We start from the raw sequence: 17524 nt of genomic DNA on the forward strand, positions 1-17524 counted from the left end.
ATGACGGCGGGCCTGGGGCGCCGCGCCCCGGGCCGCGCAGTTCACACCGCGGATCACAAAAAGTGAGGGCGGCACCTCCGCACAAGGTGCCGCCCTCATCAGGGTGCCGGAGCCGACAGCCAGGCGGCTGAGGGTCGGTGCCTACGGTCGGCTCCGGTGGGCCTGGTCCGGGTCGCCGCGAGCGCGCTCGGCGCCCGCGGTGACCCGGCCGGATCGGTCAGCGGCTGTCGCTGCCCTTCGACTCGGCGGCCGCGCGGCCCGCCTCCAGTCGTGCGACCGGGATGCGGAACGGGGAGCAGGAGACGTAGTCCAGGCCGACCTCGTGGAAGAAGTGGACGGACTCCGGGTCGCCGCCGTGCTCACCGCAGACCCCGAGCTTGAGGTCGGGGCGCGTGGCCCGGCCGGCCTCGGCGGCGTTGCGGACCAGGGAGCCCACGCCGTCCTTGTCGATGGTCTCGAAGGGGCTGACGCCGAAGATGCCCTTCTCCAGGTACGCGGTGAAGAAGCTGGCCTCGACATCGTCGCGGCTGAAGCCCCAGACCGTCTGCGTGAGGTCGTTCGTACCGAAGGAGAAGAAGTCGGCGGACTCGGCGATCTGACCGGCCGTGAGGGCGGCGCGGGGCAGTTCGATCATCGTGCCGAGGGTGAGCCGGAGGTCGACGCCGTGGACCTTCTCGACCTCGGCGATGACCTGCTCGGCCTCCTCGCGGACGATCTCCAGCTCCTGGACGGTGCCCACCAGCGGAATCATGATCTCCGCACGCGGGTCGCCCTTGGCGTTCTTGCGCTCGGCGGCCGCCTCGGCGATGGCGCGCACCTGCATCGCGAACAGACCGGGGATGACCAGACCGAGGCGCACACCGCGCAGGCCGAGCATCGGGTTCTGCTCGTGCAGCTTGTGCACGGCCTGGAGGAGCCGCAGGTCGTTCTCGTTGGCGTCCTTGCGGGCCTCGGCGAGGGCGACGCGTACCGACAGCTCGGTGATGTCGGGCAGGAACTCGTGCAGCGGCGGGTCCAGCAGCCGGACGGTCACCGGCAGCCCGTCCATCGACTCGAACAGCTCGATGAAGTCGGCCTTCTGGAGCGGCAGCAGCTCGTGGAGCGCGGCCTCCCGGTCGGTCTCGGTGTCGGCCAGGATGAGCCGCTCGACCATCTCGCGGCGCTCACCGAGGAACATGTGCTCGGTGCGGCACAGGCCGATGCCCTGGGCGCCGAACCGGCGGGCGCGGGCGGCGTCCTCGGCGTTGTCGGCGTTGGCCCGTACGCGCAGCCGGCGGACCCGGTCCGCGTACGCCATGATCCGGTGGACGGCCTTGACCAGCTCGTCCGCGTCGTCGGCGCCGGCGTGCATCCGGCCCTCGAAGTACTCCACGACCGGGGACGGCACGACCGGCACCTCGCCGGCGTAGACCTTGCCGGTGGAGCCGTCGATGGAGACGACGTCGCCCTCTTCGATGACGGTGCCGTCGCTGGTCGTCATCTTGCGGGACTTGGTGTCGACCTCCAGCTCCTCGGCGCCGCAGACACAGGTCTTGCCCATGCCGCGGGCGACGACGGCGGCGTGCGAGGTCTTGCCGCCGCGGGAGGTGAGGATGCCCTCGGCGGCGATCATGCCGTTGAGGTCGTCGGGGTTGGTCTCGCGGCGGATCAGGATGACCTTCTCGCCGGAGCGCGACCACTTGACCGCGGTGTACGAGTCGAAGACGGCCTTGCCGACCGCCGCGCCCGGGGAGGCGGCGATACCGCGGCCGATCATCTCGGACTTGGCGCCCAGGTCGAAGCGGGGGAACATCAGCTGCGCCAGCTGTGCGCCGTTGACCCGCTGGAGGGCCTCGGCCTCGTCGATCAGGCCCTGGTCGACGAGCTGGGTGGCGATCCGGAAGGCGGCACCGGCGGTGCGCTTGCCGACCCGGGTCTGCAGCATCCACAGCTTGCCGCGCTCGATGGTGAACTCGATGTCGCACAGGTCCTTGTAGTGCGTTTCGAGCGTCTCCATGATCTGCATCAGCTGGTCGTACGACGCCTTGTCGATCTGCTCCAGGTCCGCGAGCGGGACCGTGTTGCGGATACCGGCGACGACGTCCTCGCCCTGCGCGTTCTGGAGGTAGTCGCCGTAGACGCCCTGGTGGCCGCTGGCGGGGTCGCGGGTGAAGGCGACGCCGGTGCCGGAGTCGGGGCCGAGGTTGCCGAAGACCATCGAGCAGACGTTGACCGCGGTGCCGAGGTCGCCGGGGATGCGCTCCTGGCGGCGGTAGAGCTTGGCGCGGTCGGTGTTCCAGGAGTCGAAGACCGCGCGCACGGCGAGGTCCATCTGCTCGCGCGGATCCTGCGGGAAGTCCCGGCCGGTCTCCTTGGCGACGATGTCCTTGAAGTGCGCGACCAGGTTCTTGAGGTCGGCGGCGTCGAGGTCGACGTCGACACGGACGCCCTTGGCCTGCTTGGCCTCCTCCAGCGCGTCCTCGAAGAGTTCGCCGTCGACGCCCAGCACGGTCTTGCCGAACATCTGGATCAGGCGGCGGTAGGAGTCCCACGCGAACCGCTCGTCGCCGGCCTGCGCGGCGAGGCCGGAAACCGATGCATCGGAGAGACCGATGTTGAGGACGGTGTCCATCATGCCGGGCATGGAGAACTTCGCACCGGAACGCACCGATACGAGCAGCGGGTCGTCGGCCTGGCCGAGCTTCTTGCCCATCTTCTGCTCAAGGGCGTCGAGGTGCTCGGAGACCTCGGCACGCAGTGCCGCGGGCTCGGTGCCGCTCTCGAGGTAGACCTTGCAGGCTTCGGTGGTGATCGTGAAGCCCGGAGGGACGGGAAGTCCCAGGTTGGTCATCTCGGCGAGGTTCGCACCCTTGCCACCGAGGAGGTCCTTGAGGTCTTTGTTGCCCTCGGTGAAGTCGTAGACGAACTTCGCGGACGAAGGCTGGGTTACGTGGGGATCTTGTGTTTCCGGCACGGCACTGACTCCTCGCCGACGGGCTGCCCTGACGGCGAGGAACATACCCAGATCGAAGGCGTATGGGTACGTCCACTTGGTCGACATACGTGCGTAACCAGTCGTCCGCCAGCAGATCGAAAGTGATCATGCATCTGGCGGACAGTTCATTACCTGAATGCATCACTCCGCTACGCGTTCGGATTGGGCAAAGTGTGCTACTCACTGCGACGGATGGGTTAATTAATCGAACATATGAAGCGTGGCACCCGGTGCCACCATTGGAGAGGTGGAGCCCTGTCATTAGCGCTCATCTGAGCCCACCCCCTATCAGGCGTGGCGAGAATCACGCGCTCATGTGTGACTCGGTCCCATCATTTGGACCCCCCTCGGCTACCTGATCAAGGAATGCGTCCACCAGGGCGCGCGCCCGCTCCCGTACGGCCGGCAGATCTGCGCGCAATTCGGCCACCAGTCGCTCCGGGTCGACGCCCAACTCGGCCGCGATCTGCGTCCCGTCCTGGTCGAACCAGGCCTGCAGCACCTCCGGCGTCAGCTCCGGATGGAACTGCACCCCCCAGGAGCGGCCACAGACGAAGGCCTGCGGGCCGACGTCGTTGCGCGCCACCTCCCGGGCGCCGGGCGGCAGCAGCCAGCGCTCGCCGTGGAACTGGAACCAGGGGCCGGGCCCCACCAGTTCCGGCTCGTCGGTCGCTATCCGGCTCCAGCCCAGCTCGAAGCGGGGCGCGGCCTCGATGTCCCCGCCCAGCGCCGCGGCAAGCGCCTGACCGCCGAAGCAGATGCCGAGCACGGGTATGCCGGCCTCGTGCGCCGAGCGCAGCAGGGCCAGTTCGGCCTCGATCCAGGCGTTCCTCCGTGCCACCGACCACGGGGCGCCGAGCGTCAGGATCAGGCCATAGTTCTCGGCCGGCGGGAACGCCACGTCGACGTCCGGATTCGTATACCGCTCGGCCGGCACGACGAGCAGTTCGTCGAGCTCATAGCCACGTTCGGCCAGCCGCTCGCCCACGTGGCCGGCGGTGGACAGATGGTCGTGAACGATGACCAAGGCACGCATGGTCGGCACTTCCCTCCCGTTTCGGTGAGCCGAACGGTTAGCCGTTTGGGCTCAAACTTCATTATCGCCGTTCTCGGTGCCGCTTGCCCAGCAGCAGCGGGAGTATCGCCAGCGCGGCGAGCAACGCACCGGCCGTGACCGGCAGTGCGGTCGCGTGCAGGGCGTCCGCCGATGCGGCCGCCGTCCGCGCCGCGGTGGCTGCCCCGGCCCCGTGCCGGTCGGCGAGGGCCAGGAAGATGCTCCCGTACGCCGCGACGCCGACCACCTGCGCGATCTGCGGGACGGTGGTGAGCACCCCGCTGGCGTCGGAGGCATCGGCCGGGGCGATCTTGGACAGGGCCAGGGTCAGCAGCGGGCTGGTGGTGTATCCCAGGCCGAGCCCCCATACGAGTTGCAGCACCGGCAGTACGAGACCGCCCTGGCCGCCCGGGCGCATGGCCAGTCCGATGCCGAGGTAGCCGGCCGCCGCGAGGGTGCAGGCCACCGCAATCATCGGCAGATGCCAACGGGTGGGCAGCTTCTGCCAGGTGAGGCTGCCGGTGGCGACGCCGAGGGCCAGTGGTGCGAAGGTCAGGCCGGCGTGGGTGGCGGACTCGCCGAGCCCCGACTGCAGATGCTGGGAGAAGGAGAAGAGAAAGCCCGCATACCCGGCCATACCGAAGAACAGCGAGGCCGCGCCGCACACCAGGTGGCGTGACCGCAGCACCCGGCCGGGCACCAGCGGCGCTCCGCCCCGGCGCGCGACCGCCCGCTCGACGACGACGAACAGCACGAACACCGGGGCCGCGGCGGCCGGACAGACCGTCGTCCACAACGGCCAGCGCTGCTCATGGCCCAGGACCAGCGGTACGACCAGCAACAGCAGCGCGGCCGTCAGCGTGACCAGGCCGGGCAGGTCCAGACCCTTGTCCGACCGGGGCAGCCCGCGGGGCAGCAGCCGGACCGCGGCGAGCAGCAGGGCGAGCCCGACAGGCACATTGATCAGGAAGACCGGCCGCCAGCCGGTGCCGAACAGATCCGCGCTGACCAGCAGCCCGCCGGCGACCTGGCCGACCACCACGGCGACGGCGATCACCGTCGCGTACAGGCTCAATGCCCGCGCCCTGGCGGGCCCTTCGAAGGTCAGCTGAATCAGGCTGTAGATCTGCGGGACCATCAGCCCCGCGCCGATGCCCTGCACCACACGCGCGGCGATCAGCACGCCCGCCCACGGTGCCAGCCCACACCCGAACGAGGCCAGGGTGAAGGTCGCGAGCCCGATCAGGAAGACGGTCCGGAATCCGTGCCGGGCGCCGAGCCGGGCCCCGGTGATCAAAAGCGCCGCATAGGAAATCGTATAGCCGGAGACGATCAACTGGAGTGCGGAGCCGGTGGTACGGAGGTCGGTCCGCATGGTCGGGGTGGCCACATTGACCACGGTCGCATCCAGCAGCGCCATGAATACCGCGCCGAGGATGACGACGAGAATTCCGGTGTGCTGCGAGTGCTTTCTTTCCCGGGTGGCGGGGGGTTGTTGTGTCCCGCTGTGCATTTCCCGGGTATCGCCGTATGCGCGTTCCTGTGTCGTCTCACTCATGGCAGCGATGATCGGCGCCGGTCCATTCGGGTACCAGATATCCGGTGATCCTGGTACCGGCGGTATCTGGCACGGCATGACGGCGTCCCGCAAGATGGTGCGGTGTCCACCATCACGACCCGTTCCGCGGCCGCCGCCTCCCGGCGCGGTGAACTCGCCGCGTTTCTGCGGCTCCGCCGGGAGCGCATCGCGCCGAAGGACGTGGGCCTGCCCGGCGGCCCGCGGCGCCGTACCCCGGGGCTGCGGCGCGAGGAGGTCGCCCAGCGCGCCGGTGTGGGAGTGGCCTGGTACACCTGGCTGGAACAGGGGCGGGCCATCAACCCGAGTGTGCAGGTGCTCGATGCCATCGCCCGCGCGCTGCTGCTCGACCCGACCGAGCGCGACCATCTGCACCGGCTCGCCGGCGTCCCCGGCGCCGCGAAGTGCACCCCGGCGCGGCAGCCGCTGCCGCCCGAGGCGCAGACCATTCTGGATTCCCTGAGCCCGTTGCCGGCGAGCATGGTGTCCGCCGGCTACGACGTACTGGCTTTCAACGAGGCCTATGCGGCGCTCGATCCGCGAATGGTGCTGCTGCCGCCGTCGGACCGTAACGTGCTGTGGCGCCTTTTCACGGCGGACGAGAACACCCAGCCGCTGGTCGACTGGGAGCGCGAGGTCTCTTTCATGGTCGGCCAGTTGCGGGCCGAATTCGGCCGGCGGCTCCATGACCCGGGCTGGCGCGCGTACATCCGGAAACTCTCCGAGGCCAGCCCGCTCTTCGTGGAAATGTGGGCCCGGCACGAAGTCTCCGCGCCGGTCACCCATCGCAAGGGATTCCGGACGGTCGACGGTCGCGAGGTCACCATTACCGCGACCGGTTTCACCGCGACCGCGGTCCCGGACGCCAAGATGTGGATCTATACGCCGGCCGGCCCGGACGCCGTCCGGGTGATCGATGAACTCCTCGTCCGCTACCGGGAGATCGGCGCCGCCGGGCTGGTCGCCGAGGCAGCGGACGGGCCGGGGAGCTGACGGGGACCGGAGCGGCGAGCAGCTCGGTGCGGTGGAGGGCTCAGCGGCGGGGCGGGCGGATGCCGCGGAATTCCCAGTCGCCGCCCAAAGCGGTGGAGAGGACTTCCTCGGAGGCGGTGGGCTGGGCGCCGACGTCGGTGCGGATGGCGGTGGGGCCGCTGACGATGCGGTTGGACAGCCGGCCCAGGCCCTCGGCCTCGACCTCGACGAGGTCGCCGGGCTGTACGGGGCGGGAGTTGGCGGGCGTACCGGAGAGCAGCACATCGCCCGGGTGGAGGGTGATGGTGCGGGCGATGTCGGCGACGAGGTAGTGCATGTCCCAGGTCATCTCGTCGGTCGAACCGTCCTGGACGAGCGCGCCGTTGACGTAGGTACGCAGATATTTGCCGTGGAAGTCCCAGCCGGTGACCAGGCCCGGGCCGAGCGGGCAGAGGGTGTCGGAGCCCTTGACGCGGAGCATGGAGCCGGCGTCGGTGTCGCGGAAGTCGTGCAGGCCGAAGTCGTTGGCGAGGGTGTAGCCGGCGATGTGCTCACCCGCGTCGGCCGGGGAGACATTGCGGCAGGTGCGGCCGATGACGACGGCGATCTCGCCCTCGTAGTTGAGGTAATGGCAGCCCTCGGGGCGGACGACGGCGCCGCGGTGGGAGTTGAGGGCGGAGACCGGCTTGTGGAAGTAGGTGGGGGCGGGCGGCAGCGTCGTCCCGAACTCGGCCACCCGGCTGCGGTGGTTGAGGTGGACGGCGATGACCTTGGACGGGACGACCGGGGGGAGGTGGTGGGCCCGGTCGGCCTTCACCCGGCGGCCGTCGGCGGCGAGCAGCTCGTCGCCCTCGCGGACCACCTGGACTGCGGCACCGTCGAGGAGGACGCGGCGGTATTCGGTGGTGGTCACTCGGCTGCCTCGTTCCTGTCGGTGGTCCAGCCCTGGGCCGGGCGGTCGAACCAGAGGTGGATCTGGCCGGTCCCGACGGAGTTCTCGTACGCGCTGTACGCCCGCGCGGGTGCGGTGCAGCGTTCCTCGCCGAGCGCGCCGATCATCATCAGGTAGTGGCCGAAGCGGGCCTCGGGCCGGTGTGTGAGGAACTCCGGCATGGTGCGGAGGACCTGGGCGTGGTCGCCGCGTGCGAACCAGGCGATGCGCCGTTCGTCGGCGGCGCGCGCCTCGGGCGTACGGATGTGTACGGGGTCGCTCGCCTCGTGGTCGCGCAGTTCGCGCAGCGGCCAGAAGGTGTGCGAGAGGGCGCCGGAGGCGATCAGCAGCACCCTGCGGCCGGGGAGCGCGGCGATGCCGTCGGCGAGCGCCCGGCCGAGCCGTAGATGGTCCTCGGTGTCGCCGGTCTGGCAGACGCCGATGGAGAGCCAGCGCTTGTCGGGCAGGCCCTTGCCGAGGTGGTCCCAGAGGTTGACGGTGGCGTAGTGGACGGGCAGGTGGGGGTCGTCGACGGGGGTGATCCAGGTGCCGTGTCTGCCGGCGAACCGGGCGATGGAGTGGGCGAGTTCGGGGTCGCCGGAATAGTCGTACGACATCCGGCACATACCGCGCGGCAGCTCTTCGGAGGTGAAGAGGCCGGCCCGGCGCCGCTGGGCGGCGACGACGAATTCGACGGTGGTGGCCCAGTGGGAGTCGAGGACGACGACGGTGTCGTAGTCGGCGGTCTCGAAGACCTCGGTGCGCAGCCGGCGCAGGCCGGGGACGAGGCTGATCTCGTCGCCGTTGTTGAGCTCTCTGCGGGTGGCCTCGGGCAGCACGATGGTGGGGACGTGGGCGAGCAGTCCGGCGCCGACGACCTCACCCATGCCGGGGCCCGCCGATCGGTGCGGTGACGGTGTTCTTGAGGTCGCAGTAGAAGTCGAAGCTCCAGTCGCCGCCCTCGCGGCCGATGCCGGATGCGCGGGAGCCGCCGAAGGGTGCGGCAAGGTCGCGTACGAAGAAGCAGTTGACCCAGACGGTGCCGGCGACGAGCCGGGCGGCGACCCGGTCGGCACGGGCGCGGTCGCCGGTGGCGAGGGTGGCGGCGAGCCCGAAGCGGGTGTCGTTGGCGAGCGCCACGGCCTTGTCCTCGGTGGTGAAGGTCTGCAGGGTGAGGACGGGCCCGAAGACCTCTTCCTGGACGATCTCCGAGCGCTGGGCGACATCGGTGAGGAGGGTGGGGCGGTAGTGGTTCCCGCCGAGGCCGTCGTGAGGGCCGCCGCCGAGCAGGGCGCGGGCACCGTCCTCCAGGGCGCGGCGGACGAAGCCGTCGATCCGGGCGAGGTGGTCGGGGTGGATGGTGGGGCCGATGTCGGTGGCCTCGTCGCGCGGGTCGCCCTGGGTGAGGGCGCGCGCCTTGGCGAGGAAGCGCTCCAGGAAGGCGTCACGGACCGGCTCCTCGACGAGCAGCCGGGTGCCGGCGAGGCAGACCTGGCCCGCGTTGTCGTACTGCTCGACGGCGAGATCGGCGGCCAGCTCCGGATCGGCGTCGGCGAAGACCAGCAGCGGTGATTTGCCGCCGAGTTCGAAGCTGGTGGGGACCAGGTTCGCGGCGGCGGCCGCGGCGATCTTGCGGGCGGTGGGCACCGAGCCGGTGAAGCTGATCCGGCGGACGTCCGGGTCGGCGGTGAGCGGCGCGCCGGCCTCGGCACCGTAGCCCTGGACGACGTTGAGGACGCCGGCCGGCAGTCCGGCCTCGGCAGCGATGTCCGCGAACAGCGAGGCGGTCAGCGGGGTCCATTCGGCGGGTTTGAGGACGACGGTGTTGCCGGCCGCGAGCGCCGGGGCGATCTTCCAACTGGCCAGCATCAGCGGGGCGTTCCACGGCGTGATCAGGACGCAGGGGCCGGCCGGGTCCCAGTCGATGTGGTTGGTGTGTCCGCGCCCGGCGCCGGAGGCAGGGGAAGGAGTCGTGAAGTCGTCGTGGCCCAGGGCCAGCAGCCGGTCGGCGAAGAAGCGCAGGTTGTGGGCGACACGGGGCATCACCCCGCGGCGGTGGGAACGCAGCAGCGCACCGTTGTCGGCGGTCTCCACGGCGGCGAGGTCCTCCAGGCGGGCCTCGACACCGTCGGCGACGGCGTGCAGCAGCCGGGCGCGTTCGGTGCGCGGGGTGGCGGCCCAGCCGGGAAACGCGTCGCGGGCGGCGGCCACCGCGGCCTTGGCCTCGGCCGGGCCGCCGCGGGCGATCTCGGCGAGCGGGGCGCCGTCGATGGGCGAGTGGTCGGGGTAGGTCGCGGCGGAGGCGATGCGCCGGCCGCCGATCCAGTGGCGGGTGTCGACGGGGACGCCGGCGACCATGGCGGTGTGCGGGGGTGCGGGGGGAGCCGTCACTCACGACCTCCATTTTGTTTGACCTCAAACAAAGTAGGAGGCGGGCGGGGTGGGGTCAACCCCTCGGCCCCTTTGCCCGCCGGCCGCTCCGCCGCGGTCGCGGGTCCTCACCGTCCAGCAGTTCCAGCCGCCGTTCCTCGCCGCGGGTCTCGACCTGCACCACGATCCGGCGCAGCAGGTCCGCCAGATCCAGCGCCTCGTCGTTGCTCAACCCCTCGGTGACAAAGGCTTCTTCGGCATTGAACTCCGGGAACACCCGGGCCATCAGCCGCTCACCTTCGGGCGTGAGGGAGAGCAGGGCGAGCCGCCCGTCGGCCGGGTGCCCGGTGCGCTCCACCAGGCCGCGGGCCTGGAGGGTGCGGGCGACGCCGGTGAGCGTGCCCTTGGAGATGCCGGCTTCCTCGGCGACCCGGCGGGTCTCCATCTCGCCCCAGATCCACACCACCCACAGCACCACGAAGGAGGTCCAGGTGAGCTCGGCGCTGCGCAGCACGGAGTTCTCGAAGTGCTGCCGTACGGCGGCCGCGGCGCGGTAGATGTTCGCCACGGCGGCCATCTGCTCGTGACGGATGGGGGTATCACCGAGCTTGGCCTGTACCGCCTTCTCCGTGTCCCCGATGGAACGGTGCCCGCTCACCACAGCATCTCCTCAGCGTCTTGCCCGATGCCGGCCGTCCCCCGGCCGGATCCCTTGCCGGGCTTCGATTGCGGCCGTACGATCCGCCGCACCCCGCATCCCGTACGGACTCAAACGATATCGCGGTCCAGACCGGCTCGCCCCTTGCCCGTACGTCGACACGCCCTGTACGTCGATTTGAGGGAGCGGACCTCAGCGTCCGGCGCCCGACGTCCTGCTCTCCAGCAGCGTCCCGCCGTTCCAGCACACGCCCACCTGCCGGTAGTACGCGCCGATCGGCTCCTCGACGCGCAGCGCCGCCAGCTCCTCCGTAGGCGTCTCGAACAGCTCCAACTCGGCTTCCGCAGACCAGGGTCGACCGCCCTCGAAGGACTCCGCCCCGGAGGCGATCAGCTCGTCCAGAGCGAGCCCCTTGCCCGGCTCGATCGAGGGCAGCGAGCGGTGATGAGCCATCGGATGCCCGTTGACGAAGCCGTTGGAGTCGGTCGGCTCGCGCAGTGTGACCACGGCCTGGGCCAGCCGCCGGTCGGCGGCCGCCAGCGTGGCACCGAAGACCGCACCGGCCTCGATACGCGGCGCCGGGCCGTACGGGTGCGGGCGGGTCAGCTGGATCGAGCCGAGCTTCTTGGGGTAGCCCTGGTGGATTCCGCGGGCAAGGGCGAAGTCCTTGTCGACCCAGATGTAGACACAGCGCGAGTAGGTCCTTCCGCGGTAGGAGCACCGTACGACCGCGAAGCACTCCTTGTACTGGCTGCGGACGGGGTCGAGCAGCTCCTCCTTCGACGCCCCGCAGGACTGCCAGTCGGCCCAGATCAGCGCGATCGCGCCGGGGTCCTCGGCGGCCAACTCCAGCGGCGCGGGCAGCAGTTCGGCGACCCGGGCCGGGTCGGTGCGGTACTCGACGGTGAGCAGATCGCCGGAGTAGTACCAGGGCGGGGCGGGGACCGGGGACGAGCGTCCGGTGGCGGTCCTGGGCGGGAAGAATCCACGGACGGCGGGCACGGCGCCTCCTGGGAGCAGGGAGTCATTTGGGGCCGTACGTTATGCCGCCGAGGCCGACTTGTCACCAGCCCCGAGGGGTGGGCGAATTCGGCACGCCCCCTTGTGCGGCGCCCTGCACCTCCATACCGTTTGAACCCAAATAAACGACCTTCCCTGCTTCCCTTCCCTGCTTCCCTTCCCTGCTTCCCTTCCCTGCTTCCCTTCCCTGCTTCCCTTCCCTGCTTCCCTTCCCTGCTTCCCTTCCCTGCTTCCCTTCCCTGCTTCCCTTCCCTGCTCCCTCCCTCGACATCGACCGCCCTCCCGATCCGTCCAGAAAGGCTGGGGTCCGGTGCGCGAACCACAGACCGAGCAGTCCCCCGCACCTACCGCCGAGGCGCTGTCCGCCCAGGGCATCGACATCGTGCGCGTCGTCTATCCCGATCTCATCGGAGCCGACCGGGCCCGCGACATCCTCGTCGATCAGCTGCCGGCCGCCTGTGGCCACGGCCTCGCCTTCTGCCGCGCCGTCTACCACACCAGCCCGCAGGGCGATGTGGTCCCGGTCGCCGGCGGCCTGGACGCGGGGCTGCCGGACATCACCGTACGACCGGATCTCGCCACCCTCGCCCCGCTCCCCTGGGAGCCCGGCGTCGCCTGGTGTCTGGGCGACGCCCACGTCCCCACGACCGGCGGAGCGGCCCCCGAATCGCCCCGCGACCTGCTGCGCCGCGTCCTGGCACACACCGCCGACCTGGGCCTGCACCCGGTGGTCGGACCGGAGTTGGAGTACTACCTGTGCCGACCGGATCCGTCCACGCCGGGCGGCTGGTCCCCGTACGCACCGGAGCCCGGCAACGTCTACAGCGCGGGCCGGCGCGGCGACCCCGACGGCCACCTCGTCTCCGCGCTGCGGCAACTACACACGTTGGGCATCGGCGCCACGGCCGGCAACCACGAGTTCGGCGCCGGCCAGTTCGAGATCAATCTGACCCACTCCGCCGCCCTGGACGCCGCCGACCGGGCCTTCCTCTTCAAAGCCGCGGTCAAGGAAATCGCCCGTACGGAAGGCCGGTTGGCCACCTTCATGGCCAAGCCCTTCAACGCGGAGGGCGGTTCGGGCTTCCATCTGCACCTCTCCCTCGTGGACGGCGCGGGACACAATGTCTTCGCGGACGACGACGCCCCCGACGGGCTCTCCGGGACCGCCCGGCACGCCATCGCCGGGATCCTCGCGCACGCCCCGGCGCTCGCCGCGCTGCACAACCCCACCGTCAACTCCTACAAGCGCTTCGGCCCGGACTCCCTCGCGCCCTGGCTGATCGACTGGGGCCTGGACAACCGCAGCGCCATGCTCCGCATCCCCCCGGAGCGCGGCGACGGCACCCGGCTGGAGCTGCGCCTGGGCGACGCCGGCGCCAACCCGTACCTCGCCATCGCCTCCGCCGTCGCGGCCCTGGCGCTCGGCATCCGCGGCAAGCTCGACCCGCCCGCCCCGCTGGACGGCTACGGCTACCGCACCGACCTCGCCCCGAAGCTGCCCGGCACCCTCGACGCCGCCCTGGACGCGCTCACCGCGGACACCGAGCTGACCGGCCTGCTCGGCGCCGGCTTCACCGAGGCGTTCCTCGCGTACAAGCGCAATGAGATCGCGCGCTTCCAGCAGTACGTCACCGACTGGGAGTTCCGCGAGTACGCCCGACTGCTGTGACCCGCGCGCCTCGCTCCGCCCTCACTTTCCCTACCGCCCCTAGGAGCCCCTCATGCCGCGCGACCTCGCCGCCGCGCCCGCCCCGCTGCCGCTCGCCGATGTCGATCTCGCCGACAACGACCGCTTCACCGACGGTGAACTCCCCTGGCGGATGTTCGACACCCTGCGCCGCGAGGACCCCGTCCACTGGCAGCCCGAACCGGCCCCCCACCACGGCTTCTGGGCGGTCACCCGGCATGCCGACATCGTGCGGGTCGACCGCGACCCGGAGACCTTCACCTCCACCCGCTTCACCAACCTCGAAGAGGTCGACGACGACCAGATCGCCGTCCGCCGCTCCCTCCTGGAGACCGACGGCCTGCGCCACCAGGCACTGCGCCGGCTGTTGCAGAGGCGGTTCACCCCGCGCGCGGTGGCCGCGTACGGGGACTTTCTGCGCGGACTGACCGCCCGCACCCTGGACGCGGCGCTGGCCAAGGGCGGCTTCGACTTCGTCACCGAGGTCGCCGCCGACTTCCCGATCAATGTGCTGGCCCGGATGCTGGACGTCCCCGAGGGCGACACCCGGCGGCTCATCGACTGGGGCAACCGCATCATCGGCAACACCGACCCCGACTACGCCGATGTCCTCCTGGAGAGCGCGGAGAGCGAGCGGTACCGCAATCTGCCGTTCCGCTCCCCGGCCGCCCTCGAAGTCTTCGCGTACGGAAGGGAGTTGGCCGCGAAACGGCGCGGCGGCAGCGGCGTGGACCTGGTCAGCATGCTGGTCAACCAGACCCCGCGGGACGGCATCGCGCTGTCCCAGGAGGACTTCGACAACTACTTCCTGCTGCTGGTCGTGGCCGGCAACGAGACCACCCGGCACGCCATCTCGCACACCATGCTCGCGCTGATGAACCACCCCGGGGAGATGGCCAAGCTCCAGGCCGACCCGTCGCTGATCCCGAACGCGGTCGAGGAGTTCCTGCGCTGGGCCTCCCCCGTCTACCACTTCCGCCGCACCGCGACCCGCGACGTCACACTCGGCGGCAAACGGATCAAGGAGGGCGACAAGGTCGTGCTGTGGTTCGCCTCCGGAAACCGCGACGAGGCGGTCTTCGAGGACCCCTACGGCTTCGATGTGACCCGGCGGAACAACGGCCATGTCACCTTCGGCAAGGGCAGCCCGCACTTCTGCCTGGGCAGCTCGCTGGCCCGCCTGGAGATGCGGATCATGTTCGAGGAACTGCTGCCCCGGCTCGCCGGCATCCGGCTGACCGGCCCGGTCCGCCGGGTCCGCTCCAACTTCGTCAACGGCATCAAGGAGCTGCCGGTCGAGGTGGTGCCGGCCTGACGAGACCCGCCGCGGCTCAGCCGCCCGAGGTGTCCAGCTCCGCGTCCGCGTCCACGCCCGCGCAGTCGTACGGGTCGTCCAGCCAGCCGTCCGGCAGGACGACCCGGTTACGGCCCGAGGTGCGGCCGCGCGGGCCGTCCGCGCCCACCGGCCACGGCTGGTCCAGGTCCAGCTCCGACAGCAGCGCGTCCAGCTCGTCGAGCGAGGAGGTGACCGCGAGGCTGCGGCGCATCTCGGAGCCGATCGAGAAGCCCTTGGTGTACCAGGCGACATGCTTACGGAAATCGATCACGCCGCGGGCCTCGTCGCCGATCCACTCGCCGAGCAGGGTGGCGTGCCGCAGCATCACGGCCGCGACCTCCTTGAGCGTGGGCTGGGCGAAGGCGACATCACGGCCTCCGGCCTGGAGGCCCGTGCCCTCGAAGGCGGCGACCAGATCGCCGAAAAGCCACGGCCGCCCCAGGCAGCCGCGCCCCACGACCACCCCGTCGCAGCCGGTCTCGCGCATCATCCGCCTGGCGTCGTCCGCCGACCAGATGTCGCCGTTGCCGAGCACCGGGATCTCCGGGACATGCTCCTTCAGGCGCGCGATGGCGTCCCAGTCCGCGGTGCCGCCGTAGTGCTGGGCCGCGGTCCGGCCGTGCAGCGCGATCGCCGTGATGCCCTCCTCGGCCGCGATCCGCCCCGCGTCCAGGTAGGTGATGTGGTCGTCGTCGATGCCCTTGCGCATCTTCATCGTCACCGGCAGCGCGCCCGCGTTCGCCACCGCCTCGCGCAGGATGGAGCGCAGCAGGTTGCGCTTGTACGGCAGCGCCGAGCCGCCGCCCTTGCGGGTCACCTTGGGGACCGGGCAGCCGAAGTTCAGATCGATGTGGTCGGCGAGGTTCTCCTCCGCGATCATGCGGGCGGCCTTGCCGACGGTGTCCGGGTCGACGCCGTAGAGCTGGATCGAGCGCGGCTTCTCGGTCTCGTCGAAGTGGATCAGCTGCATGGTCTTCTCATTGCGCTCGACCAGCGCCCGCGTCGTGATCATCTCGCTGACGAAGAGGCCCTTGCCCCCGGAGAACTCCCGGCACAGCGTCCGGAACGGGGCATTGGTGATCCCGGCCATCGGCGCGAGTACCACGGGTGGCTGCACCGTGTGCGGACCGATCTGCAGCAGAGACATGGAGGCGATACCTTCGGCTTTCTTCGGCTTCCTTCGGCGGGGCGGTGCTGACCGCGGCCGTAGCGGCGACCCGGCCGCCGCGATCTCCCATTGTCCCGCACCACGCAAGTGGCCCAGGACAGAGCCGGCGGCCCCAGATCGCTGTAGCGTTCAAGAATGCCTCGGAGCCCGTCTTGGAACCCCGGCCGGATCACCTCGGGTCGTCTGGTGCGTGCCATCGCCAGGCGGCGGAGCGCCCTCGCAGCGAAGCTACGCGGGCGGTTCCCCAACGCCGCGAGCGTGCGTGCCAGGCGTCCCGAGCCCGGCCGGGGTTCCCGGACGGGCTCCGAGCTGAGTCGTCGACGGCGTGGGGTTGTGCTGGCGGTCTGCTGTCTGAGCCTGCTGATCGTCAGCCTCGACAACACCGTTCTCAATGTCGCGCTGCCGTCCGTGCAGCGCGAGCTGCACGCCTCGGTCTCCGGTATGCAGTGGACGATCGACGCCTACACCCTGGTCCTGGCGTCGCTGCTGATGCTGGCCGGCTCCACCGCGGACCGGCTCGGCCGGCGCCGGATCTTCGTGGTCGGTCTGGTGGTCTTCGCGTTCGGCTCACTGCTGTGCAGCCTGGCGCCCGACCTGCAATGGCTGGTGATCTTCCGGATGGTGCAGGCGGTCGGCGGCTCGATGCTCAACCCCGTCGCGATGTCGATCATCACCAACACCTTCACCGAGCCCCGGGAGCGGGCCCGCGCCATCGGGGTGTGGGGCGGGGTCGTCGGCATCAGCATGGCGGCCGGGCCGGTGATCGGCGGGCTGCTGGTGCAGAGCGTCGGCTGGCGCTCCATCTTCTGGATCAACGTCCCGATCGGCGCACTCGCGCTGTTCCTGACCCTGCGCTACGTCCCCGAGTCGCGCGCCCCCAAGCCGCGCCGGGTCGACCCGGTCGGCCAGCTGCTGGTGATCGCGCTGCTCGGCTCGCTGACGTACGCGATCATCGAGGCCCCCGAAGCCGGCTGGGCGTCCCCGGAGATCCTGGCGTTCGTGCTGGTGGCGCTCGCCTCACTGGCGGGCCTGATCCCGTACGAACGCCGCCGGGCCGAACCCCTCATCGATCTGCGGTTCTTCCACAGCGCACCGTTCAGCGGCGCCACCGTCGTGGCGGTCTGCGCCTTTGCCGCGCTCAGCGGCTTCTTCTTCGTCAACACGCTGTATCTGCAGAACATCCGCGGGCTGTCCGCCCTGGACGCCGGGCTCTACATGCTGCCGATGGCCGGTATGACGCTGATCTTCGCGCCGCTGTCGGGGCGGCTGGTCGGCAGCCGCGGCCCCCGGCTGTCGCTGCTGCTCGCCGGCGTCATGATGGGGGCGAGCGGGCTGCTCTTCGCGGCATTCGACGCAGAGTCGACGAATGCCCTGCTGTTCACCGGCTATGTGCTGTTCGGCATCGGATTCGGCCTGGTCAACGCGCCGATCACCAACACGGCGGTGTCCGGGATGCCGCGCGCCCAGGCCGGGGTGGCGGCCGCCGTCGCCTCCACCAGCCGGCAGGTCGGGCAGTCGCTCGGCGTCGCGGTGATCGGCGCCGTACTGGCCGGCGGGGCGCATGCCGCCGCCACCGCGGACGAATTCCTCGCGGCCGGCCGCCCGGCCTGGTGGATCATCGCCGGCTGCGGCGCGGCGATCCTGCTGCTCGGCGCGCTGACGACGGGCCGGTGGGCGCGGGCGACGGCCGGCCGCACGGCGGCGCTGTTCGAGGACGAGGCGCGGGACTACCGGCCGGCGGACATGCGGTCGTAGGCGGGGGCCCGGCCGCCCGGCTC

Annotated in this window: 13 protein-coding genes; 4 read left to right on the forward strand and 9 right to left on the reverse strand. The window is 70.7% G+C overall.

The window, feature by feature from the left end; translation table 11 throughout:
- Nucleotides 1-217: 217 nt before the first annotated feature.
- The 3 genes from ppdK to KI385_RS15740 all read right to left on the reverse strand — a co-directional run bounded on the left by ppdK (nt 218) and on the right by KI385_RS15740 (nt 5586).
- Complete coding sequence (gene ppdK / locus KI385_RS15730) at nt 218-2998, reverse strand: pyruvate, phosphate dikinase (protein WP_425357076.1); 2781 nt, start codon at nt 2996-2998, stop codon at nt 218-220.
- A gap of 280 nt (nt 2999-3278) precedes the next feature.
- Nucleotides 3279-4010 carry a type 1 glutamine amidotransferase gene (locus KI385_RS15735; protein ID WP_238572844.1) on the reverse strand — a complete coding sequence of 244 codons (732 nt, stop codon included), beginning with the start codon at nt 4008-4010 and terminating at the stop codon, nt 3279-3281.
- Between the two features lie 61 nt (nt 4011-4071).
- Nucleotides 4072-5586, reverse strand: a complete 1515-nt coding sequence (locus KI385_RS15740; RefSeq protein WP_238572845.1) for an MFS transporter — start codon at nt 5584-5586, stop codon at nt 4072-4074.
- Between the two features lie 102 nt (nt 5587-5688).
- Here KI385_RS15740 and KI385_RS15745 point away from each other — a divergent pair, with 102 nt between their 5' ends.
- The gene (locus KI385_RS15745; protein ID WP_238572846.1) at nt 5689-6597 is read left to right on the forward strand and encodes a helix-turn-helix transcriptional regulator; all 909 of its coding nucleotides are present in this window, start codon (nt 5689-5691) and stop codon (nt 6595-6597) included.
- A 40-nt stretch (nt 6598-6637) separates the two neighbouring features.
- On the opposite strand, the gene KI385_RS15750 is transcribed toward KI385_RS15745, so the two are convergent.
- The 5 genes from KI385_RS15750 to KI385_RS15770 form a co-directional block, all read right to left on the reverse strand.
- Nucleotides 6638-7489 carry a fumarylacetoacetate hydrolase family protein gene (locus KI385_RS15750; RefSeq protein WP_238572847.1) on the reverse strand — a complete coding sequence of 284 codons (852 nt, stop codon included), beginning with the start codon at nt 7487-7489 and terminating at the stop codon, nt 6638-6640.
- Entirely contained in the window at nt 7486-8394 is a 909-nt protein-coding gene (locus KI385_RS15755) for a DODA-type extradiol aromatic ring-opening family dioxygenase (RefSeq protein ID WP_238572848.1), read from the reverse strand. Before KI385_RS15755 ends, KI385_RS15750 begins: the two co-directional genes overlap by 4 nt.
- Nucleotides 8387-9865, reverse strand: a complete 1479-nt coding sequence (locus tag KI385_RS15760) for an aldehyde dehydrogenase (protein WP_238577705.1) — start codon at nt 9863-9865, stop codon at nt 8387-8389. The genes KI385_RS15755 and KI385_RS15760 overlap by 8 nt, the downstream gene beginning before the upstream one ends.
- 88 nt (nt 9866-9953) lie before the next feature.
- Nucleotides 9954-10535, reverse strand: a complete 582-nt coding sequence (locus KI385_RS15765; RefSeq protein ID WP_238572849.1) for a MarR family winged helix-turn-helix transcriptional regulator — start codon at nt 10533-10535, stop codon at nt 9954-9956.
- Between the two features lie 192 nt (nt 10536-10727).
- Entirely contained in the window at nt 10728-11537 is an 810-nt protein-coding gene (locus KI385_RS15770; protein WP_238572850.1) for an acetoacetate decarboxylase family protein, read from the reverse strand.
- Between the two features lie 328 nt (nt 11538-11865).
- On the opposite strand from KI385_RS15770, the gene KI385_RS15775 reads away from it, so the two are divergent.
- Together KI385_RS15775 and KI385_RS15780 are read left to right on the forward strand one after the other, a co-directional pair.
- Complete coding sequence (locus KI385_RS15775; RefSeq protein WP_238572851.1) at nt 11866-13224, forward strand: glutamine synthetase family protein; 1359 nt, start codon at nt 11866-11868, stop codon at nt 13222-13224.
- Between the two features lie 52 nt (nt 13225-13276).
- Nucleotides 13277-14557 (forward strand): cytochrome P450, encoded by a 1281-nt coding sequence (locus tag KI385_RS15780; RefSeq protein WP_238572852.1) that lies wholly within the window; start codon nt 13277-13279, stop codon nt 14555-14557.
- Between the two features lie 16 nt (nt 14558-14573).
- Here KI385_RS15780 and dusB read toward each other — a convergent pair whose 3' ends face one another.
- The gene (dusB, locus tag KI385_RS15785) at nt 14574-15725 is read right to left on the reverse strand and encodes a tRNA dihydrouridine synthase DusB (protein ID WP_238572853.1); all 1152 of its coding nucleotides are present in this window, start codon (nt 15723-15725) and stop codon (nt 14574-14576) included.
- Between the two features lie 354 nt (nt 15726-16079).
- Here dusB and KI385_RS15790 point away from each other — a divergent pair, with 354 nt between their 5' ends.
- Nucleotides 16080-17501 (forward strand): MFS transporter, encoded by a 1422-nt coding sequence (locus KI385_RS15790; protein WP_238572854.1) that lies wholly within the window; start codon nt 16080-16082, stop codon nt 17499-17501.
- Nucleotides 17502-17524: the final 23 nt, after the last annotated feature.

It is taken from the genome of Streptomyces inhibens (assembly GCF_022221585.1).
GTDB classification, from domain to species: Bacteria; Actinomycetota; Actinomycetes; order Streptomycetales; family Streptomycetaceae; genus Streptomyces; species Streptomyces inhibens.